This is a genomic window from Mesorhizobium sp. M1E.F.Ca.ET.045.02.1.1, from assembly GCF_003952485.1.
In the GTDB taxonomy this organism is placed as follows: domain Bacteria; phylum Pseudomonadota; class Alphaproteobacteria; order Rhizobiales; family Rhizobiaceae; genus Mesorhizobium.
In genome coordinates, this window is the sequence record NZ_CP034447.1 from 5,430,061 (window position 1) to 5,452,502 (window position 22,442).

A 22,442-nucleotide genomic window follows, 5' to 3' on the forward strand; every position below is an offset into this window, starting at 1 on the left:
ATCGCAGTCACGTTGACAGCCGGGGGGCTCGAGCGCGCATGATCAACTGGAAGTATTTCAAAGGCATTTGGGAAGCCCAGAAAAAACAAGGCCCCGTGTCGGCGATGCCGCCTTTCGACATCGATCGGCTGCGCAAGAAGGGCCTGCCGGCGCGCATAGCCAAGTTCCTGGTGCAGGATCATCCCCATTGGTGGCTGGCCTGGCTGCGGCGCTGCCACCCGAACCTCGCCATAGGCAGTAGATTTCTCCTCGTCACCAAGGGTGTGGACGTCCGCGACATATTGGAACGCGGCGACGAGTTCGAGACGCCGTACGGGCCGGAAATGACCGAGCTGGCGAGGGGATCGAACTTCATTCTCGGCATGCAGGATGGCGCCGCGTATCGGCAGATGAAGTCCGCCGTGCTCAGCGCCTTTCCGCCGTCGCAGGTCGAAGCCGCCGTCAGGCCGATCGCCGAGCGCCATTCGCGCGATATCATGACCCGCGCCGCCCCGGGCTTCGATGCTGTCGCAGGGCTGATGAAGATCGTGCCGGTGCGCATCTGCCGGGACTATTTCGGCCTCGAGATCGACGACGAAACCGAATTCGCCGACTGGTCGATCGCGCTCAGCGCGCTGTTCTTCTCCGATCCGTTTGCCGACGCCACCACGCGCCAACTCGCGGTCGTCGGCGGAGATCGCCTGATCAAGGTCATCGATCGTTCGATCGCCGCGATCAGAAACAGGCAGGAGAAAGACGACCGGCCGCTGGCGCGGCTTGTCGCCCAGCTCGATCAGAAGCGCCTGTCGCTGCCCGACATCCACTCCATCATGCTCGGCATGATCGCTGGCTTCGTTCCGACCAACGTGCTTGCCGGGGGGAATTGCCTGGACGTGATCCTGTCGCGCACCGATGCGCGGCAGGCCGTCGATGCGGCGCTTGCCGAGGGCAGCACCGACAAGCTCGACAGGGCGATACTCGAAGCCATGCGCTTCAAGCCGATCTGGATCGGGCCTTGGCGTTACACCAGGCGCGACGCGATCATCGGCCAGGGCACGCGCCGCGAGCGTCTGGTCAAGGCGGGAACGGTTGTGATGCCGGCGACGCTGTCGGCGATGTTCGATCCCGAAATCGTGCAGCGGCCAAATGAATTCGATACCTCGCGGCCACACCGCGATTACATGGTTTTCGGCCACGGCATTCACTTGTGCATCGGTGCCGAGATCGCCCGCATACAGATCGGCGAATGCGTCCGCGCCCTGTTCAGCAAGCCAAAACTCAATCGCGTCCGGGGCAGGGCCGGAAAATTGGCCTATGTCGGCGCCTATCCGGCGAACCTCAAGGTCGATTTCGAGCGCTCGCCGCTTTGCCGCACCGTCGACCAGTCAATGGTCACCGTGGTTTGCCCGATCACCCGCGCCGTGCCGCTGGACGCCGTCCGCGACAAGGTCGGCGCCCTCGGCAATCCGGCGATCGACGAGGTGGGCGGCGCGCTCGACAAGGTCGGATCGATACATTTCACCAGTCTGGCCGTCGCCGCCACCGGCAAGGACGAGAAATCGGGCCTCGACACGGGGGCGCTCGTGCTCGAAATCTCCGGCGACCGCAGCACCGACGATGTCATCGGCGCCATCACGCAGGCCATAGGCCACCGGCTGAGGCCGATTTTCAGGGATGTGTGCGGTCTGTCCGACGGCGGCTCGCTGGAGGACTTCCTGAAAAAACATCATATCGAAATATCGCCGTCCTTCGGCAGCACGGCGGGGCTGGTTTTTTCGGGCACGCCCGGCCATTCGGTGCGCCGCATCCTGGCCGAGGCCAGGCTTGCCGACAGTGTGCGCGAGATCGTCGAAAAGCCGCGCGCCGGCACCGGCAACGCCCTCGCGGTCCTTACCGAGGCGCGCCGGCATGCCCAGGCGCTGGGACAATTCGGCTGGGCCTTCGAGCCGGCCGAAAGCCTGCTGGAGCGGCCGCCGGGCCGCTGGTGGCGGGCCTTGACGACGACGCTGCTCGCGCCGGCGGTGCTCGCCACCGTCGCGATCGTCGTACTTGCCTGCTGGCGCATGACCTATGTGCTTGTGTTCGGAAACCCCCATGGCATCACTTTCACCAACATCGCGATTGCCGGCACCGCGCTTCTGCTGGCCGTTCTGGGGCTGCTGGCGATAGCCCTGCTGTTCGTCGGCTTGTGCTTCCTCGGCTTGCGGCGCCTCGAGGACAAGGACTGGCCGCAGAACACGCCGGTCGACATAGGCGCCCTGGACAGGATCCTCGCCAATGAGGACCATTGCGCGCAGAACCATCTCACCGCGATCTCGACGATGAAGGCGGGCATCTTGCGGCGGCTGGCGCTGAGGCTCACCTTCTACCTGATCTCGATATCGGCGCAGAAGGTGTTCAAGCCGGGCTTCCTTGCCACCATCAACACCATCCACTTCGCGCGTTGGGTGCTGCTGCCGGGTACCGGCAAGCTCATGTTCTTCTCCAACTATGGCGGCAGCTGGGAAAGCTATCTGGAGGACTTCATAGCCAAGGCCTCCGAAGGCCTGACCGGGGTGTGGAGCAACACGGAAGGTTATCCGCGCACGCGCTGGCTCTTCCTCGACGGCGCGCGCGACGGCGACCGCTTCAAGCGCTGGGCGCGGCGCCAGCAGGTGCCAACGCTCTTCTGGTATTCCGCCTATCCGCATCTCAACACCACCCGCATCCGCATCAACTCCAGGATAAGGCGCGGCATGGCTTCGGCCACCGGCAACGAGGCGCGCGACTGGGTGAGCCTGTTCGGCTCGTTGCAGCGGCCGCAGGCGAGGCCGGCGGAAACCGTCGGCCGCGAGCCGGCCCCTTCGCCTCTCGAAGAGCTGGAAGCCGGCGAGATCCAATCGATCTTCTTCGGTCCTTTCGGCGCGCTCGGTTACGGGCATATGCTGGCAATTCGGGTGCCCGAGGATCTGCCGGCAATGCAACGCAAGGCATGGCTGGACTTCGTCATCGACAAAACCAGCTTCGGCGACGGCGTGCCCGCCGGACGGGCCATGACAGTCGCCTTCGGTCCCGACGGCCTTCGCCGGCTCGGGCTGGAGGGCGGCGTCGACGACGATCCGTTGGACACGTTTCCGGTCGCTTTTCGTCACGGTATGGGAAATCCCGAGCGCAGCCGCATCCTCGACGACAGAGGCCCGGACGGGCCCGACAAATGGCAGTGGGGCTCGGCCAAGTCGCCGGTCGACGCGGTTGTCATCTGCTACGCCAGGGAGCCGGCCGCGCTCAAGGCCGAGGTCACCGCCGCGAAGCGAAAGACGACAGGCGCCGGGATGAAGATCGTCGCCGAGTTACCGCTTGTCGTGAACCGCGAGCCCAAGAAGGAGGGCGTGAAATCCCAGCATATCGGCCACAACGGCAAGCCCGAGCGCCAGCGCGCCTATGAGCATTTCGGCTTCGCCGACGGTGTCTCGCAACCGATCGTCAGGGGCACGTCGCGCGCCAACAAGGGGGCCGCACCGATGCATCTGGTCGCGCCCGGCGAATTCCTGTTCGGCTATCGCGACGAGCACGGGTTTTATCCGGCCTCGCCCTCCGTCCAAGCGGCGCAGGATCGGATAGGCATCCTGTCGCAGGTGCGGCGGAACCGGCAGATTCCCGGCCAGCCTCCGCCGCCACGCGACTTCGGCCGCAACGGTTCCTTCCTCGTCGTGCGCCAGTTCGAGCAGCACGTCGAGTTGTTCAACGACTACTGCAAGCATGCCGCCGCGCAGGCTGCGCGCGAGACTGGCGACGATGCCGTCACGCCACGCTGGGTGGCGGCCAAGATGCTGGGGCGCTGGCAGGACGGCAGTTCGCTGGTGCGCAACCCCGATGGCCGCCCGGGCCGCGGCGCCGACAATGATTTCGCACTTGGCGTGGAAGACCCGCAAGGGCATCGTTGCCCGCTCGGCTCGCACATACGCCGCTCCAATCCGCGCGATTCGCTTGGCGAGGACCGCGAGACGCAGATCAGGATCGGCAAGCGCCACCGCATCCTGCGCGTCGGCCGCACCTATGAAAAGCAGGACCGGAGCGGGAAGGTCGAGAAGGGGTTGCTCTTCATGTGCCTCAACGCCGACATCGAGCGTCAGTACGAGTTCATCCAGCAGACCTGGGTTTCCTCGAACTCGTTCCAGGGCCTGGTCGCGGAAAAGGATCCGACGATCGGCGCGCGTGACGGTGGCGGCCGGTTCTCGATCCCGTCATGGGAAAAGGTCACTATGCTCAAGGACGTGCCGCAATTCGTCACCACGAAGGGCGGCGGCTACTTCTTCATGCCGAGCCGGTCCGCGCTGCGATACCTGATTTCGCGGCTCTGATTCGGGGAACGGCTCGCTCAGTCGTCGTCCTGCGATTCGGCGATCTGGTTCAGCGCGGCGGCATTGGTGATACGCAGCCCGCCGCGCTTGATGGCGATCATGTGCCGGTTGCGCCAGTCGTTGAGCGTCTTGTTGACCGATTCGCGCGTCGCGCCGAGGAACTCGCCAAGCTCCGACTGCGAGATCGGAATCCAGCCGGCAGCGTCTGCCATGACACCGCTGAGGAACACCAGCCGCTTCGCCAGCCGGGCCTCGATGCCGAAGAAAGCCTGGTCGCCGAGTTCGCCGCTGACCCAGCGCAGCCGCGCGCATAGCAGTTCGATCATCGCACGCGCCAGCGACGGATTTTTTTCAATGCGATCAAAGAGTTGTGTTCGGCTGAGTGAAACCAGCTCGCAAGCGGTGTGACAGATGGCGGTGGCCGTGCGCGGGAGCCCGTCGAGGGCGCCGATCTCGCCGACGAGGCTGCGCGAAAGCTCGATATTGGCCACCAGCTTCTGTCCGCCCGGCGAATAGAGCGAGATTTCGACGGTGCCGCTGATCACGCCGTAGATACGGTCGGACGCATCCTCCTGGACGAACAGGTGCTGACCGGCGGCGTAGCGTTCGACCTTGCAGCCGCCGAACAGCATCTCGAACTGGCGCGGGTCGATCCGCGCCAGGCGCGGCACAGCGCCCCTGTCGTCTACGCCGGCTGTGGCCATGATGCGATTCCGCCTCTCGTTGAGCGGAAATTGTAGGACAAGTGCATGCTCGATCATAGCTTCGTCTCCGTTGATGGTCGCCAGTCGCCGGGCGACATGCCTCTGGCAGCAGTCCCGGACGCCAACCTGCTTCGAAAAACAGATTGGCCCGGCAATTGATTGACTGACACGCCTGGCGGAGCGCGATCGATCTTCGAAACGCCGTCCGCGCGCGTCGGTGGGAGGTGCCTACGCGCGCAGACAGCAAATCTGAAAATGGCTAGGTGATCGAAATTCCTTGCCGAGGAACGGCCCCATTTTCAGGCCCGGAAGCCTTGTCGGACCTGTGCATCGAAGCAGAAGCCAGTGCCACCCGGTGCAATATTTGTGCGTGAAGCTCGCCCGACGTATGTGAAGGCGATCACAGAAGCGTCTGTCACACGGCGCGATCGTCATTTTCCGAATGTATGTTTCGGACGCCAAGCATATCGTGCCGAAACACAATCGGCTTGATTTCCTGGTGGACAAACAGACCGATCGAATCATGGCTTGAAACTTGGCTTGACCGGAGATGACGGCCGACGCCATGATTCCATTTCCGGGGAGGGGGTGCGCCATGGCGAGGGGACTCCTGATCAAGGTTCGCGGCGATGGCACCGGGCTTGCAGCGCGAGGCCGGTCGCTTGGCATAGGGGGCATCGACGCCGAACCGATCCTGACCCTGCCGCCGGGTGCGTCCAGCGCTGACTACGGGGCGGCGGGGGACCGTGGCGCGACCTGGCTGCGGGTTTCCGCCAAGGCGGCAGGCTCGGACAATCCTTGGGACGATGCCCACAAGCTTGTAGCCCGCGGCGGAGATTTCGCGGCGGCGGGCGTGGATGTCCTGGCAGTCGAGCCCGACATCGAACAGCGATGGGAGTACAAGAACGGCAGCGGCGACCGCGGCATGGCGGCGAGCGCCGCGCCTGCCTGCACCTTCGACGATCAGGATCCTCGCGGCGGACAAGCGGTCGTCCGGGACGGTGTCGCCTGGAACGCCGGGCCGAATTTCAGCCAATTCGCGGCCGCCCGCACCAGGGTTGGCGCCAAGCAGGCCAACATCACCATCGCTCATCTCGATACCGGCTTCGATCCGGGACATCGCACATTGCCGGCCGGGCTTCTGGCGGCAAAGCAGCGCAATTTCGTCGATGACGGCACCGGACCGGACAACGCGACCGATCATGCGCCTGCCGGCACGCTCACCAGCAATCGCGGTCACGGCACCGGCACGCTCAGCCTGCTTGCCGGCAACAAGCTCGACGGCACCTCGCCGCACTGGCCGGGTTTCACCGATTTCGTCGGCGGTACCCCGCAGGCCAAGATCCTTCCGGTGCGCATCGCCGACTGGGTGGTGCGGCTGACGACAGGCACGATGGTGCAAGGCATCGAGTATGCGCGCCAGCAAGGCGCCCAGGTGCTGTCGATGAGCATGGGCGGCCTCGCCTCGCAAGCGCTGGTCGATGCCATCAACCTTGCTTACGACCATGGCCTGGTCATGGTCACCGCGGCTGGCAACAACTTTGCCATCACGCCTCGCAGCATCGTCTATCCCGCGCGCTACAACCGTGTGCTGGCGGCATGCGGCGTGATGGGCGATGGCCGCGCCTATGCCGGACTCGCCTTCGGCACCATGCAGGGCAACTACGGCCCGCCGTCGAAGATGAAGACGGCGCTCGGCGCCTACACGCCGAACGTGCCCTGGGCGGAGATCGACTGCGCCAAGGTCGTCGACATGGATGGCAACGGCACGTCGGCGGCGACGCCGCAGATCGCGGCAGCCGCGGCGCTTTGGCTGGCCGAGCACTGGGATCGTGTGAAGACTTATCCGCAGCCATGGATGCGCATCGAGGCCGTCCGCTTCGCGCTGTTCAAGGTGGCGCAGAAATCCACGCAGAAGATGAACACCACCGAGACGCTGGAGAAGATCGGGCAGGGGGTGGTTCGCGCCTTCGATGCGCTGGCAATCTCCCCACCGGCCGAGAACCAGCTCCGAAAACTGCCGCCGGCCGCCTATACATGGAGCTGGCTGGATCTGCTCACCGTCGGCAATTCTCTGGCGGCACGGCGACCGGCCGCCGTCCAAAGGCAAAAGATGTTTGCGCTCGAGCTTATGCAGATGGCGCAAACCACCGCTTCCGTCGACCAGGCGATCGCCGACCCGGATGGCGATCCGGCCGCGATCTCGGCCGCCGCGCGCAACCGCTATTTCGAGGCGGCTCTCGACGAAGGCAATCCGTCGAAGCCGCTCAAGGCCTTTCTCGAAGGGTTGCTGGGCAGGGCCGGCGCCAAGCCGGTGCCGGTCGCCGTTCCCGCCGCAAGCCCGGCGCCGATCAGGCGCAAGCCGCGCCCGCTGCCGCCGCCGCAGCGGCGCCTGCGCATCTACGCGCTCGACCCTTCGGTCGCCAAGCGGCTGGACTCGGTGTCGGTCCACCAGGCGACGCTCTCGGTTCCCTGGGACGACGAGCCATCGGCCGACAAGCCGCTGCTGGCGGGCCCGATCGGCGAATATCTCGAGGTGGTCGATGTCGATCCGGCCTCCGACCGCGTCTACGATCCGGTCGACCTCAACGACAAGGTGCTCCTGGCCCAGGACGGCCTGCCGCCTTCGGAAGGCAATCCGAAGTTTCACCAGCAGATGGTCTACGCGGTCGCCATGACAACGATCGGCCATTTCGAGCGCGCACTCGGCCGTCGCGCGCTGTGGGCGCCGCACTATTCGCAAACCCCCGGCCGCAGCGGCGACATGACGGTAAAGGCCCACTATGTGCCGCGCCTGCGCATCTATCCACACGCGCTGCGCGCCGAGAACGCCTATTACAGCCCGGAAAAGAAGGCGCTGCTGTTCGGCTATTTCCCGGCAACCAGCAATGAGGGCGACGTCACCACACCTGGGACGACGGTGTTTTCTTGCCTGTCCAGCGACATCATCGCGCATGAGATGTCGCATGCGCTGCTCGACGGGCTGCATCGGCGCTTCCAGGAAGCGTCCAATCCGGACGTTCCGGCCTTCCATGAGGCGTTTGCCGACATCGTTGCGCTGTTCCAGCATTTTACCCTGAAGGAGCTGGTGAGTTTCGAGATCGGCAAGGCGAGGGGCGATGTGTCGGCGGCGTCGCTGCTTTCCGGCATCGCCAAGCAATTCGGTGAAGGCAGCGGCCGGGCCGGACCACTGCGCGAATATGGCGGCTCGGGCATGGCCGACCTCGACTACGACAAAACCTTCGAGGCGCATGACCGCGGCTCGATCCTCGTCTTCGCGGTCTATCAGGCGTTCATCGCCATCGCCGACCGCCGCACCGACGATCTGATCCAGCTTGCCACCGGCGGTACCGGTATCCTGCCGGCAGGCACCTTGCATCCGAGCCTTGTCGAGCGCCTTACCGACGAGGTTGCCAAGACCGCCGGACAGATGCTCACCATGTGCATCCGTGCGCTCGATTATTGCCCGGCCGTCGACATCACCTTCGGCGAGTATCTGCGCGCGCTGATCACTGCCGACCGCGATGCCTATCCGGACGATCCGCTCCATTATCGCCTGGCGTTCCTGGAATCCTTCCGCAAGTGGAAGCTTTTGCCGCGCGACGTGCGGACCATTTCGGAAGAGACGCTCGCCTGGAGCGCGCCGGAAGACCCTTCGCCACCATGGCTGAGCGGGTTGCTGAGCAAGATCGACCTCGGCTGGAACCAGAAGCTGAAGCGCGCCGAGATCTTCGCCCTCAATGACAAGAACCGCTACGCGCTGTGGAAGGCTATGCACAAGGCCTTCGCGTCCAACCCGGACCTCTACAAGCAGTTCGGCCTGCTGCCCGACCTGCCGCGCTACAATGAGGACGGCACGGTCATGCACGCGCCGAAGAAGGGCGAGACGACTTTCGACATCTACAGCGTACGGCCGACGCGGCGGGTCGAGCCGGACGGTTCGTTCCGCGTCGAGGTGGTCGCCGTTATCCAGCAGCGGATACCCGTCGCCGTCGACGGCACGCCTGCGCCGCAGGGCGTGAACAAGGGTAACGGCTTCTTCTGGTTCCGCGGCGGCGCGACCATCATCATCGACCCGCGCGAAGGCTTTGAGGAGATCCGCTACTCGATCATCAAGAACACCGGCAGCGCGGACCGGCAGAAGCGGCAGGCCGGGACGATGGCGGCAAACTATCTGTCGCCGCTCAGAGCGCTCTATTTCGGCGGCGAGGTGTCGGAACCCTTCGCCCTGCTGCATGCCAGCGACGGAGACGACGACCATGTCTAGAAGGCCCGCGGCAAGGAGAAGGCCCGTTGACGCCACGGCTTCCGCGACGACGCATGCGTCGGCCGTCACCGTCCGGCACTATTGCCAGGGCATCGGCGACTGCCACCTGCTCACCTTCACGAAGCCGGATGGCTCGCTGTTCCGCATGCTGATCGATTGCGGCATCCACGTCTCGATCACAGGCGGTCCGGCGCTCGTCGCCGACATCGTCGCCGACCTTAAGAAGGACACGGGCGGCAGGATCGATGTGCTCGTTGTCACGCATGAGCACTGGGACCACGTCTCGGGGTTCCTGACCGCGAAGGACCTGTTCAAGGATTTTGCCGTCGGCGATGTCTGGATGGCTTGGACCGAAAACCCCGCCGACGCCGAAGCTGTGGAGCTCGACAAGTTCAAGGGCCAGGCGCTCGCAGCGCTGCAAAGCGCGGGCCAGAAGCTTGACGGCATGCAGGGGCTCAACCCTTACATGGCGGGCGTCCGCGACGGTCTGCAGGCCGTGCTCGGTTTCCAGTTCGGCGCGGCCGGCGAACGGGTGCGTTCGGCGCGCGATGCCGCGGCAAAGTTGTCCGCAAAACCGTCGCCCACCTATTTCGAGCCCGGCGGGGCGCCGCAGTCGATCGCCGAACTGCCCAATCTTCGGATTTATGTGCTCGGTCCGCCGCGCGACAAGGCAGCTCTCCGACTGGAGGAAAAGGCGAGCGAGATGTTTCCGCTCGCCAGCGGCGGGCCGTTTGCACGGGCGCTCGCATCCGGGCTGAAGATGAACCAGGCCGACGATCCGACCTATATCGACGAACTCAGCCCCTTCGAACGCAACATCGGCACGCCGCTTTCCGCGGCGCAGAACGGCGACAAGGGCAGCGATCCGGCCGTCGATATCGGCGCCTTTACCAGCAAGCACTATTCCGGGGCGGTTTCGGGCGCCGCACCCATGGAGGATCGCGACCAGTCCTGGCGCCGCATCGACGCCGACTGGATGGCAATTGCCGCCGACCTGGCGCTGCAGCTCGATCGCGGCGTCAACAACACCAGCCTTGTGCTCGCCTTCGAATTCACCGACACCGGCCGCGTGTTCCTGTTCCCGGGCGACGCCCAGATCGGCAATTGGCTGAGCTGGAAGGATCTGAAGTTCCAGGTGGGAGCGGCGACCGTCACCACCGCCGACCTTCTGGCGCGCACCGTCTATCTGAAGGTCGCGCATCACGGCAGCCAGAACGCCACGCCGGAAAAGCAGGGACTCGACCTGATAACGAGCCCGGACCTCTCGGCTTTCGTTCCCACCAACAAGCTGGATGCGTTGAAGGTCCATTGGGGCGAGATGCCCTATGGCGCGATCCTGACCGCGCTCGAAGCGAAGACCAAGGGCCGGGTCATCCGGGCCGACGATGCCTGGCTGGCGAATGCGAATGGAAAGCCAGCTTTCGCTTCGCCCTCGGGCTCGATCCTGGCGGTGCGCAGTGCGCCGCGCGATCATGCCCGTGGGGCGGGTGGGCTGTGGGTCGAGGTGGATTTGGCTTAGGGAGTTCGGGCCGACGCGCAGAAGGCGTGCCGCGTCGCCATGGCTTCGAGATTGCGGAAATCGAAAAACCGCTCTATTGAGCGCTCGGCCGATTGAGGGCGGCCATCCACGTCACGTTCCACAGGTCGCCCCATGCCCGATGAATTCTCGCGCATCATCGCATTTCTTGCCGTCGTAATGGCCCTGCTGTTCGCCGGCATTCATTTCCACCACGGCAACATCCTGGCCACGCTCTACTTCATGACCGGAGCCATACTGGTGACGGCGGTGACGCATTTGAACGTGCGCCGAGGGCTGATCTGAGCGTCAGCAGCGTCCAGATTTGGAAAGATTTCGCAGGGCCAAACCATCCAACATTCTCAGACAGTTGGATGGTGGGCGATGCAGGGATTGAACCTGCGACCCCACCCGTGTGAAGGGTGTGCTCTCCCGCTGAGCTAATCGCCCGCTCGTTGCCCGAAGGCCGAAGCGAGCCGCGATATAAGGGAGGCGGGCGCGCGAAGTCAAGGCAATGTGCCGACGATCTTCAGATCGAATTTTCCTAGGCCCCGGCAGGCCGGAAAAGCCGGAACTCAGCGCGCCGCCGCGATCAGCCGCTCGGCAAGATCCGGCGTCAGCGTGTCGAAATGCGAGATCACCAAAGTCGGCTCGAACTCGCGCACATGGCGGTCCGTATAGCCGAAATCCACCGCCACCACCGGAATGCCGGCCGCCTTGGCGGTGTCGATATCGGTCTGCGAATCGCCGACCATCAGGGCGTTGTACGGGTCGCCGCCCGCCAGCCTGATCGTCTCGATGAGATGGCGAGGATCGGGCTTGCGAAAGGCGAACGTGTCCTGGCCGCAGATCGCGGCGAAATATTTGTCCATGCCGAGCGCCCCGATCAACGTCGCCGAATTCGCTTCGTATTTGTTGGTGCAGACCGCCATCAGGTAGCCGGCGGCCTCGAAGCGATCGAGGGCCGAAGTCACGCCGGGGTAGGGGCGCGACTTGCCGGGGATGTTGAGCGTGTAGTGATCGAGAAAAAGCTTCAGCAGCCGGTCATGCTCTTCCGCCATCAGCGCTTTGTTCTGCGCCGCATGCGCCCGTTCGATCATGACGCGGCCGCCGTGACCGACAAAGCGCCTGAAGCCGGCCTCGTCGACCGCGGCGAGGTCGCTGGCTGCCAGGCTGTGGTTGAGGCTGTCGAGCAGGTCTGGCGCGGTGTCGATAATCGTCCCGTCGAGGTCGAACACGATGATCGGTCGGGTCATGGCCAGTCCTGCAGCGATTGATGTGCCGCAGCCGATACAGGCTGCGCGGCGGCCAAGCAAGCAGGCTCTATCGGTCCACAGGCAGCCTTTGACGGGACAGGCAAAAATGCTAGGAGGCGCGCCAAACCAGCGAAACCGGGACAAGAGCGGATGGATGCAAGGCAGTTGAAGGTCGAGGCCGCGCGGGCGGCGCTCGCCCATGTCAGCAACGGCATGCGGCTCGGCATCGGCACAGGCACGACCGCCGACGAATTCGTCCGGCTGCTGGCCGAAAAGGTCGCGACCGGCCTCGAGGTCATCGGCGTGCCCACATCCGAGCGTACCGCGGCACTGTGCCGCGAGCTCGGCGTGCCGCTATCGACGCTGGAGCAAACGCCCGAACTCGACCTCACCATCGACGGCGCCGACGAGATCGATCCGGCGCTGACGCTGATCAAGGGCGGCGGCGGCGCGCTCCTGCGCGAAAAGATCGTCGCCGCGGCTTCCGATCGCATGATCGTGATTGCCGATCGGTCCAAGATGGTCGAGACCCTCGGCCGGTTTCCGCTGCCAATCGAAGTCAACAAGTTCGGCCTGCGCGCCACCGAGATCGCCGTCGGCGCGGCTGCGGCGGACCTCGGCCTTGCCGGTCCGGTGACATTGAGGATGACGGGGAGCCAGCCATTTGTTACAGACGGCGGCCACTTTATCCTCGATGCATCTTTTGGCCGCATTCCGGATACAAGAGCGCTTTCGAACGCTCTCTTCGCCATTCCGGGCGTTGTCGAGCACGGTCTATTCATCGGGCTGGCGTCAACGGCCATCATCGCCGGCGGCGACGGTATCCAAACCGTCCATGCCGCCCGAAAACCAGGGAGTTCTATCGACCATGATGTTGCATAAACGGGTTCGCCGTCTTTCGACGCTTCTGGCGGCCTCAGCCGTTCTCGCGCTGTCCTCGCCGGCGTTTTCGCAGGATATCAGCGAATCGCATCTCAAGGCCGCGCGGGCCGCAGTTGTGGCTATCCATGCCACGGACCCGTTCGACAATATCCTGCCGCAGGCGGCGGCGGCGCTTGAGAACCAGCTCATCCAGAAGAACCCCGACATGCAGGAACTGATCGGCAAGACCGTCACCGAGAAGGCGATCGGCCTCGCTTCGCGGCGCGCCGATCTCGAGAAAGAGGCGGCGCTCGCCTATGCGAAGGTGTTCTCCGAGAAGGACCTCAACGATATCGCCGCCTTCTATAGCTCGGACGCCGGCAAGAAGCTGCTCGACAGCGGCCCGGCGGTGACGCGCGACCTCGTGAAAGCAGCCGACATCTGGCAGAACGGCGTCGCCCGCGATCTTGCCCAGCAGGTCGGCGAGACGCTGGCCGCCGCCGCGAAAGCAGCGGCCCCGGCCAAGCCCGCGCAGGATGCCACGGCACCCGCCGACGGCTCCGCCCCGGCCGACAACTCGGCTCCTGCCGATGGATCGGCGCCGGCCGACAACTCGCAGAACTGATCCGCACAGGCGCTTCGGCCGATCACGGCCGCTGGACCAGAAGAGCCCGGGTTTCCCGGGCTTTTCTTTTGGCGCTCGGCAGCCTACCTCTGGCCCATCCTTCTTGTGTTACAGGAGCCCATCGCGATGGCCGGCTACGACTATGATCTCTTCGTCATCGGCGGCGGCTCGGGTGGGGTGAGGGCGGCTCGCGTGGCGGCATCCCTCGGCAAGCGCGTCGCCATCGCCGAGGAATATCGCTATGGCGGCACCTGCGTCATCCGCGGCTGCGTGCCGAAGAAGCTCTATGTCTATGCCTCGCAATTTCCCGAGCATTTCACTGATGCGGCCGGCTATGGCTGGACGGTGCCCGAGGCAAGGTTCGACTGGCCGACGCTGGTCGCCAACAAGGACAAGGAGATCGCCAGGCTGGAGGCGATCTACAAGAAGAATGTCGTGGGCGCGGGCGGCGAGGCTTTCCACTCGCGCGCCGTGCTGGTCGACCCGCATTCGGTATATCTGGTTGCCGAGGACCGCACCGTCAGCGCCGACCAGATCCTGATCGCCACCGGCGGCAGGGCGGCGCCGCATCCGGCGCTTTCCGGCCACGAGTATTGCATCTTCTCCAACGAGGCGTTCGATCTCAAGCAGTTGCCGAAGGCGATCATGATCGAGGGCGGCGGTTACATCGCCGTCGAGTTCGCCAACATTTTCCATGGACTGGGCGTCGACACCACGCTCGTCTACCGTGGTCAGGAGATCCTCAGCCGCTTCGACATGGACCTTCGCCGCTCATTGCACGAGACCATGGAGAAGAAGGGGATCAGGATTCTGTGCCACTCGGTCTCCGAATGGGTGCGCAAGAACCCGCAGGGCAGGCTGGACGTGCTGCTCTCCGGCGGCCAGACGCTGACGGTCGACCAGGTGATGCTGGCGATCGGCCGTATCCCCAACACCGAGAATATGGGGCTCGAAGGCGTTGGCGTGGAACTTGGCAAGACAGGTGCGATCGTTGTCGACGAATATTCCCGCACCAATATCGAGAATATCTGGGCGATCGGCGACGTCACCCACCGCGTGCAGTTGACGCCGGTCGCCATCCACGAGGCGATGTGTTTCATCGAGACCGCCTTCAAGGGCAATCCGACGGCGGTGGATCATGACACGATCCCGACGGCCGTGTTCTCGCAGCCCGAGATCGGCACTGTCGGCCTGTCGGAGGATGAGGCGGTCAAGCGCTTCCCGGACATCGAGATCTATCGCGCGTCCTTCCGCCCAATGCGGCACACGCTGTCGGGCCGCGACGAGAAGATGCTCATGAAGCTCGTGGTTGACGGCGTCACCAGAAAAGTGCTCGGCGCCCATGTTCTGGGACCGGATGCCGGAGAGATGGCGCAGCTTCTCGGCATTCCGCTGAAGGCCGGGCTCACCAAGGACGATTTCGATCGCACCATGGCGGTACATCCGACCGCGGCCGAGGAACTGGTCACCATGTACAAGCCGACCTATCGCGTGAAGAATGGCGAGCGCGTCTAAGGTTCCGTTCCGGGCAATCATGATGGAATCCGCCGCCGGCAATGCCGGCGGCGGGAAGTCTCAAGTTCAAAGCAGCGTGCCGCGCAGGATCACGAGCGCCACCGAGAAGTAGATCACCAGCCCGGTGACATCGACCAGCGTGGCGACGAACGGCGCCGAGGCGCTCGCCGGATCGAAGCCGATGCGCTTCAGCGCGAAGGGCAGCATCGATCCCGAGAGCGAGCCGAAAGTGACGATGCCGATCAGTGCCGCACCCACCGTTGCCGCGATCAGCATCCAGTGCGGGCCGTAGTCGTAGAGGCCGAGACATTGCCAGAGCGTGATGCGGCAGATACCGACGACGCCGAGGATCGAGCCGAGCACCAGTCCTGTCGGCAGCTCGCGCAAGGCGACGCGCCACCAGTCGCGCAGGCCGATCTCGCGCAGCGCCAGCGCGCGGATGACCAGCGAGGTCGCCTGCGAGCCGGAATTGCCGCCGGAGCTCATGATCAGGGGGATGAAGAGCGTCAGCACGATCGCCTTCTCCAGCTCCCCCTCGTAGCTCTGCATGGCGTTGGCCGTCAGCATCTCGCTGACGAACAGCGCGCAAAGCCAGCCGGCGCGCTTCTGGATCATGGCGAGGAAGCTCATCTTCATGTAGGGCTCGTCCAGCGCCTCCATGCCGCCGAAACGATGCACGTCCTCGGTCGTTTCCTCGACCATCGTGTCGATGATATCGTCGATGGTGACGATGCCGAGAAGCTTGCCGTGGTCGACCACCGGGAGGGCGAGCAGGTCGTATTTGGAGATCGTCTGGGCGAGCGTTTCGCGATCGGTGAGCGGCGTGACCGTCACCGGCACGCGATCCGGCGCCACCGACAGGATCGAATCCTCCGGCTCGCCGGTGATGAGGCGGCGCAGCCCCGCCGAACGCAGCAGAAGCTGCGTTTCCGGATCGACGATGTAGATCGCGTAGACCGTCTCGCGCGTCCGCTCGACCTTGCGGATGTAGTCGAGCGTGCGGCCGACGGTCCAGTCCGAGGGCACGCTGACGAACTCCGTCGTCATGATCGAGGCGGCGCTGCCTTCGGGATAGCCCAGAATAGAAAGCAGCGTTGCGCGCAGCGGCGGGGCGAGCGCGCCAAGCAGCTCTGAGCGGGCCGGCTCATCCAGCTCGCGCAGGATGTCGGCCGCGCGGTCCACCGACATCGCGGTCAAAAGCTTGCTCGCCTTGGCTCGCGGCAAGGCCTCGGCGAGTTCCGGGGCGCTTTCGAGTTCCGGCTGATCGAAAATCTCGACCAGCCGCTCGAACGGCACCGCGCAGAGCAACTCGATGGCCGTCTCACGGGGCTCATGATTGAGGGCTTCGACGACGTCGGCGACGTGATCGTTGGCAAGCACACGGGCGACGGCGACGGCTTCGTCGTCCAGTACGGGTGCGAATTCGTTCATGGCTCACTCCTTGCCGTCCGGCAGGACGTGAGCCGTCAGGTCACGTCAAGGCGGACGGCGGTTGCGTTCGACTGTGACTGTCGCCAGGCATGGCGGTTGACCTTTCTGCTCGCGGGGTTGGTATGCAGCGAGCGGCGCAACATAGGAGTGCGTTTTGCTGAGTCAATCGTGGGGAGCGCTGAAAGTGGAAGAAGGGACGCCGGATCGCGAGACTGTGATCGGCGGCAGCCGGCGCCGCGCGAAGGCGACCGGTCAAGGGCTTGGACTGACTGCTATTTCTGCTTGAGCCGCCGCGAGAAGCGCAGCCACTTGTCCTCGGCTGGCCGAGGCTGCGCGAGGATCGTCGTGAGCTCGCGCGGCAGGGTGGGAGCCAGCGGCTTCTTGGTCGCGACGCCGTCGGCGATCGCGACGATGCTGTGATAGAATTCCTCCCCCGACAGCGACCGCGGCGGCACGGCCTCGTGCATCACGCTGATCACCGTGACATCGGGGCAATTGGCCTTGATGGCTTCGTGGAAGGCGATCTTGCCTTCGGGGTCGAGCGCGCCGGTCGCCTCGTCGAGGAACAGCAGCCCCGGCTGCTGCAGGATGATGCGGGCGACCACCAGCTTCTGCTTCTGGCCGCCGGACAGAACCTGATCCCAGATCTTGCCCTCGCGGCTCTCATCGGCCAGGTGCTCGATGAATTCGCCGAGGCCCGCCTTGTGCAGCGCCGCCGCCACCTGCATGTCGCCGTGGTCGTTTTCCGAACCCGGCAGGCAGACCAGTTGCTTCAGCGAGACCTGCTGCAGCTTGACCTCCTGAGCGGCGTAGAAGTTCGTTACACCTTCAGGGAATACGATGGTGCCGCGGCCATAGGGCCACAGGCCGTTGATCGCCTTGATCAGCGAGGTCTTGCCGCAACCGGACTCGCCCTTGAGGAATGTCCACTCGCCGCGGCGGAAGCGCAGGTTGGCGGCGCTGAGGAAGGGCGTTGCGTCCTCGCCCTGATGTGCCAGCTCGAGTTTCTGGATGGTCAGGCCGAACACCGGGTTCTGCCTGCCGAAGCTGAAGTCGGAACGGCCGGTCTGGCGATAGAATTCCTGCGGCTGCTGGACATTCTCGATGGCGCTGGCGAGTTCGGTCACGCGCTGGCTGTTGGCTCTCAGCGTCGCGATCGCCGGCATCACGTGGATGAACCACGAACATTGGCTGATCAGCTGGGCGACCATTTCAGAGCCGGTTATGTAGCCCTTGAGGTCGAAGCCGTTGTGAATGAACGGCACGAGGCCGGGGCCGTAGGAGACGATGCGGGCGCCGATGAAATTGTAGATCAGCTCGAACGACATGTAGCTGGTGTTGACGATATTCAGCCGCCCCCAGGTCTTGTCGATGTCGACATAGAGCCTGTCGTGCATCGTCTTCTGCACATCCTCGCCGTGCGAGGCGGCGACATGGAAGCTGCGGCGCAGGAACGTTATCAGTTCGCCGCGATAGCTGCCTTCGGCCTGCTGCATACGTATGTTGAGACGTTCAAGCAGGCCGCCGAGCTTCACCGCAATCCAGGTATTGAGCGGCACATAGGTGGCGACGGCAAGGAAGGCCAGCACGGCGCTGCCGTAGCTGCCGAGGAACTCCAACCCTTTGACCTCCACGGAGGATCCGATCAGATTCTCGCCAACGAAATAGAGCGAGGTGGCGACACCCAGCACGCCCATGGCGAGGCCGATCGCGCCGCCGGTCATATCCTTGATCGATTCCTGGATGCGCTGGTCGATGTTGTCTGGTGCGACGATGCCGCCGGCCACCGAGCCATGTTGGGCGTGGAAATGGGTATGATTGCCGTCGAGCAGCGCCTGATTGAACTCGTTGTTCAGCCAGCCGCGCCATTTGCGATGCAAGGTGGCGGAGACGAGGTTGCGCACGCCGGTGAAGCCGGCATCCTTGAGCACGACCAGGAGCATCAATATGCCCGCATTGGTCAGAAGCGTCTGCAGCGGGTTGGTGTTGGCGGCGTCGTGAAAGAAAGCGATCGAATTCACCAGCTCGCCGGATGCCATGGCGAACCACACGCCTGCCTTGCTGGAGAGCGCGGTGAGCAGCGCAATGACGAGGGTGAGGGTCCAGGCTTCCTTCCACCGGTCGGAGAACCAGTAGGCTCGCATCAGCCCCCAGAAGGTACGCATCGACGATACCGGCGTCAGGCGCGAGGGCTTTGCCGCCTCGCTGGGTAGTTCTGCCGGTACTGTACGTCGCGGTCTGCCGACCCGAATCACGATCCCGCCCAAACCTTTCTTGTTTTGTTACACACAGTAACACCAATTGATCATTTTCCATTAATTTTCTGCCCCCGAATGTGAACAGGGTTATCCGCCGTGGCGCGAGGGCAACAGAAGAGCCTCGCCGGTCAGGCGCATCCGACGCGGATTTTACGTTTCATTTCAGCGCGTTGGGGGCAGCGGTCCGAGATCATGCCGACTTTACCTTAGGGAAAGCAAAAACACGGTTTTGTGAACGGAAATGACATGCCGGCCGGCTGGGTTCGCGACTGAACGATGGCCGCAAGGCCGCAAAAACGGGTGCTGTCCGTCCCCTTCCGGCTCGCCTGAATTGCCCTTTCCAGGCCTCGCAAAATGTCCGGGCATGAACTTGGTGGCGGACTCGTATTTGTTGGCGCCGCGCCATAGCTGAAGCGGACATGCCGGGCCAGGGCGATCAGTGAGCGTTGACAATTTTGCCCCTCAGCGGTCGAATCTGCCCGGCGATTGCTTCGCATCGAGGGGGACCAGCAATGTCTATACGGATGATTTCGGTCGCGATGCTCGCGGCCTTCGAATGGCTGCCGCAGGCACATGCCGGCAACCAGACCATTCCGGCCGGCGCCGAGGGCCAGATCGAATTCAACACGCCGTCCGGCAACATCGGCTGCATCTACACGCCGAAAGGCGGCACGAGCACCTACCAGCCGCAAGATGGCGGACCGGAGCTTTCCTGTTCCCGCGTCGAGCCGAGCTACGTGACGGTCATATTGGGGCCGAAGGGGGCGGCGACCTTGATCAAGAACCCGGGCGAGCAGGGCTGCTGCGGCGACGTGACCAGACTTGGCTATGGCAACAGCTGGAGCAAGGGGTCATTCACGTGTCTGTCGTCGAAGAAGGGATTGACCTGCACGAGCAGCGGCGGCCACGGCTTCTTCATCAGCAAGGGGACGGTGACGGTGAAATAGGCTGGCCTGGAGCGGTTCAGCGTTTGGACGCTCTAGATCGCCGTTTCCAGTTCGCCCCGCGCCTTGGCCTGGGCGACCTGGCGGATGGCGTCGGCAAGCGTGTCGGCGTCCTGCGCGCCCATCACGGCATATTTGCCCTCGAGCAGGAAACAGGGCACGCCGGTGATGCCCATGCGCGATGCGGTGGCGATCTCGTTGCGGACGGCGTCGACATCGGCATCCGTCGGCAGCAGCGTTTCGACCACGGAAGCGTCCATGCCCGCCTCGCGGGCGGCTTCGACCAGCACGGCATGGTCGCCGAGATTGGCGCCTTCCTCGAAATTCAGTTGGAAGAGGCGGCGCACGAGCCGGCTCTGCAAGTCTTCACCGGCGGCGCCCGCCCAGCGGATGACGCGGTGAGCGTCCAGCGTGTTGGGCGCGACCTTGATGGCGCCGAAAGCGAAATGGATGCCTTCCGCTTCGCCGAGCGGTTCGATGCGCGCATGGATCTGGCGGATACGCTCCTCGCTGCCGAATTTGCCCAGCATGTATTGGCGGCGATCCATGCCACCTTGCGGAATGGTCGGATCGAGCTGGAACGGCCGCCAGCGCACATGCACGCCGACATCGCCGACGGCGGCGATCGCCTTGTCCAGCCGTTTCTGGCCGATGAAGCACCACGGGCAGACGACATCGGACACCACGTCGACGGTGATCGAGTTCTCGGCGCTCATGCTCGTCTCCCTGTTTGCCTCGGTTGGGAATTGCGTCAGTTGGGCTTTCGCCACCAGGTCGGCAGTTGATAGCCGAATATGGGAGTCTTTCGCGGATGTTCCAGATAGGTCCAGTAAGCGACCCACTGCTGCGTGTTGTATTGCATGGGAACCATGTAGTTGCCTGAGATCAGCAACCGGTCGAGCACGCGGACCGCGGCGACATAGTCTTCCTTGGTGCGCGCATTCAGCATCGCGTTGATCGCCGCGTCGATGGCGGGATCGGCGACGCCGGCGAGATTGAACGACCCCTCCTGCTTGGCGGCGACCGATCCCCAGCGCCCGACCTGCTCGCTGCCGGGCGACAGCGAATTGTTGAAGCCGCTCGAGCCGACGAGCACCTCGAAGTCGAAACGCTGTTTGCGTGACTGGATCTGGTCGCCGTCGAGGCTGCGAATGGTGACGTCGATGCCGATCTTCTCCAGCGTGCGCTGATAGAGGGCTGCAAGCCGCTCCTCATCCTGCGACGACGTCATGATCTCGAAGCCGAAGGGATTGCCCTGAGGATCGAGCATCCGGCCATCCTCTACGTGATAGCCGGCGCCCTTCATCATCTCGAAAGCCGCCCGCAGCACCTTGCGATCCTGGCCGGAGCCGTCGGTCACCGGGGGCCGCCAGGTGCCGTCCATGACGTCGGCCGGAACCTGGCCGGGGTAGGGAGCGAGCAACGCCTTCTCCCGGTCGTCGGCAGGATGGCCGAGCGCGGACAGATCGGAGTTCTGCCAGAAGCTCATGGTGCGGTTGAACTTGCCGGCGAACAGGTTCTTGTTCGCCCATTCGAAGTCGTAGAGCATGCCGAGCGCGCGCCGCACGACGGGGTTGGAAAACTTCGGAAGCCGGGTGTTGAAGAGGAAACCCGTCACCACAGGAGGTATGCCGGTGTCGAAATATTCCTGCTTCACGTCACCCTTGCGAAAGGCCGGGAAGTCGACATCACGCTCGCGCTTGACCGGATCGGTCTCGTCGTCGAGAGCGCAGATGCCTTTCTTGAACGCTTCCGTCTTGGCATTGGCGTTGAGGAAATATTCAATCGTGATCTGGTCGAAATTGTCGAAGCCGCGCTTCGACGGGATGTCCTTGCCCCAGTAATTGGGATTGCGCTTGAAGACGATGCGCTGGCCGGGCTGCACCTTGTCCACAGTGTAGGGCCCGCTGCCGATCACCGGCTTCAGCGTGGTCTTGTCGAAAGTGTCTTTGTCGAAGGCGTGTTTGGGGATGATCGGCGTCAGCGCGACGATCAGCGGAAACTCGCGGTTGGCCTTGTCGTTGAACGTGAACTTGACGCTGTGGTCGCCGGTCTTCTCCAGCTTGGCGATCATGCTCATGCGATCGCTGTAGGGCGGGCGGCCCTTGTCGGTGAAGACATCATAGGTGAACAGCACGTCTTCCGGCGTCACCGGCTGGCCGTCGGACCATTTGGCGTCGGGGTTGAGATGGAACTCGATGCTCTTGCGGTCCGGATCCATATCCACGCTGTCGGCAAGGAGGCCGTACAGGCTGAAGGGCTCGTTGTAGCTGCGCTGCATCAACGGCTCGAAGACGAGGTTGCCGTAGACCGTGTCGATCATACCGCGGGCGGTGGTGCGCAGGCTCTTCAGGATGAAGGGGTTGAGATTGTCGAAGCTGCCGACGACGCAATAGGTGACGCTGCCGCCCTTCGGCGCATCGGGATTGACGTAGTCGAAATGCTGATAGTCCGGCGGCAGCGCCGGCTCGCCCTGCATGGCAATGCCGTGCTTCGGTTCCGACAGGGCCGGAAGGAGCGAGAGGGCCAGAAACGAGGTCGCGGCGATCAGCCGAACGAGAACGCGGTCCATGACCGTCTCCTTGCCGGACAGCTTTGTGATTCGACACGCACCCTAGAGCATTTCGCCCCCCGATTGAATCGGCGCGCGCCATTGGAAACGGGTTCCGCCAGTGCATCGCCAATCGAGGTTCGTCCAGGGAGGAGAAGCTAGGAAGAAATCGCGGAACCCGGGCTGGATTCGGCG

At 64.1% G+C, this 22,442-nt stretch carries 14 protein-coding genes and 1 tRNA gene; 8 read left to right on the forward strand and 7 right to left on the reverse strand.

Annotated elements, in window-relative coordinates:
* Positions 1-38: 38 nt before the first annotated feature.
* Complete coding sequence (locus tag EJ070_RS26115; protein WP_126093942.1) at positions 39-4,319, forward strand: cytochrome P450; 4,281 nt, start codon at positions 39-41, stop codon at positions 4,317-4,319.
* 17 nt (positions 4,320-4,336) lie between these two features.
* Here the strand turns inward: EJ070_RS26115 and EJ070_RS26120 are convergent, their stop codons facing one another.
* A complete protein-coding gene (locus EJ070_RS26120) occupies positions 4,337-5,023 on the reverse strand; it encodes a Crp/Fnr family transcriptional regulator (RefSeq protein ID WP_126093943.1) in 687 nt (228 codons plus the stop codon).
* Between the two features lie 595 nt (positions 5,024-5,618).
* On the opposite strand from EJ070_RS26120, the gene EJ070_RS26125 reads away from it, so the two are divergent.
* The 3 genes from EJ070_RS26125 (at position 5,619) to EJ070_RS36385 (ending at position 11,112) form a co-directional block, all read left to right on the forward strand.
* Entirely contained in the window at positions 5,619-9,290 is a 3,672-nt protein-coding gene (locus tag EJ070_RS26125) for a S8 family serine peptidase (RefSeq protein ID WP_126093944.1), read from the forward strand.
* The gene (locus EJ070_RS26130; RefSeq protein ID WP_126093945.1) at positions 9,283-10,809 is read left to right on the forward strand and encodes an MBL fold metallo-hydrolase; all 1,527 of its coding nucleotides are present in this window, start codon (positions 9,283-9,285) and stop codon (positions 10,807-10,809) included. Before EJ070_RS26125 ends, EJ070_RS26130 begins: the two co-directional genes overlap by 8 nt.
* Before the next feature lie 132 nt (positions 10,810-10,941).
* A complete protein-coding gene (locus EJ070_RS36385; RefSeq protein ID WP_181177192.1) occupies positions 10,942-11,112 on the forward strand; it encodes a hypothetical protein in 171 nt (56 codons plus the stop codon).
* 69 nt (positions 11,113-11,181) lie between these two features.
* Here the strand turns inward: EJ070_RS36385 and EJ070_RS26135 are convergent.
* Positions 11,182-11,256: transfer RNA gene (locus EJ070_RS26135), tRNA-Val, on the reverse strand.
* A gap of 125 nt (positions 11,257-11,381) precedes the next feature.
* Positions 11,382-12,062, reverse strand: coding sequence for a phosphoglycolate phosphatase (locus tag EJ070_RS26140; RefSeq protein WP_126093946.1), 681 nt, complete (start codon positions 12,060-12,062; stop codon positions 11,382-11,384).
* Between the two features lie 150 nt (positions 12,063-12,212).
* Here EJ070_RS26140 and rpiA point away from each other — a divergent pair, with 150 nt between their 5' ends.
* From rpiA to gor, 3 genes are all read left to right on the forward strand, one after another.
* Entirely contained in the window at positions 12,213-12,944 is a 732-nt protein-coding gene (gene rpiA, locus EJ070_RS26145) for a ribose-5-phosphate isomerase RpiA (protein WP_126093947.1), read from the forward strand.
* A complete protein-coding gene (locus tag EJ070_RS26150) occupies positions 12,931-13,548 on the forward strand; it encodes a DUF2059 domain-containing protein (RefSeq protein ID WP_126093948.1) in 618 nt (205 codons plus the stop codon). Before rpiA ends, EJ070_RS26150 begins: the two co-directional genes overlap by 14 nt.
* A gap of 126 nt (positions 13,549-13,674) precedes the next feature.
* Positions 13,675-15,063, forward strand: a complete 1,389-nt coding sequence (gene gor, locus EJ070_RS26155; protein WP_126093949.1) for a glutathione-disulfide reductase — start codon at positions 13,675-13,677, stop codon at positions 15,061-15,063.
* A gap of 66 nt (positions 15,064-15,129) precedes the next feature.
* Here gor and mgtE read toward each other — a convergent pair whose 3' ends face one another.
* Both mgtE and EJ070_RS26165 read right to left on the reverse strand, forming a co-directional pair.
* Positions 15,130-16,494 carry a magnesium transporter gene (mgtE, locus tag EJ070_RS26160; RefSeq protein WP_126093950.1) on the reverse strand — a complete coding sequence of 455 codons (1,365 nt, stop codon included), beginning with the start codon at positions 16,492-16,494 and terminating at the stop codon, positions 15,130-15,132.
* Between the two features lie 272 nt (positions 16,495-16,766).
* On the reverse strand, positions 16,767-18,659 hold the full coding sequence (locus EJ070_RS26165; RefSeq protein WP_189350049.1) for an ABC transporter ATP-binding protein/permease: 1,893 nt from the start codon (positions 18,657-18,659) through the stop codon (positions 16,767-16,769).
* A 605-nt stretch (positions 18,660-19,264) separates the two neighbouring features.
* Between EJ070_RS26165 and EJ070_RS26170 the strand changes: the two genes are divergently transcribed.
* A complete protein-coding gene (locus EJ070_RS26170) occupies positions 19,265-19,699 on the forward strand; it encodes a hypothetical protein (RefSeq protein ID WP_245464679.1) in 435 nt (144 codons plus the stop codon).
* Between the two features lie 32 nt (positions 19,700-19,731).
* Here the strand turns inward: EJ070_RS26170 and EJ070_RS26175 are convergent, their stop codons facing one another.
* Together EJ070_RS26175 and EJ070_RS26180 are read right to left on the reverse strand one after the other, a co-directional pair.
* Positions 19,732-20,412, reverse strand: coding sequence for a DsbA family protein (locus tag EJ070_RS26175; protein WP_126093952.1), 681 nt, complete (start codon positions 20,410-20,412; stop codon positions 19,732-19,734).
* Positions 20,413-20,447: 35 nt separating this feature from the next.
* Entirely contained in the window at positions 20,448-22,268 is a 1,821-nt protein-coding gene (locus EJ070_RS26180; RefSeq protein ID WP_126093953.1) for an extracellular solute-binding protein, read from the reverse strand.
* Positions 22,269-22,442: the final 174 nt, after the last annotated feature.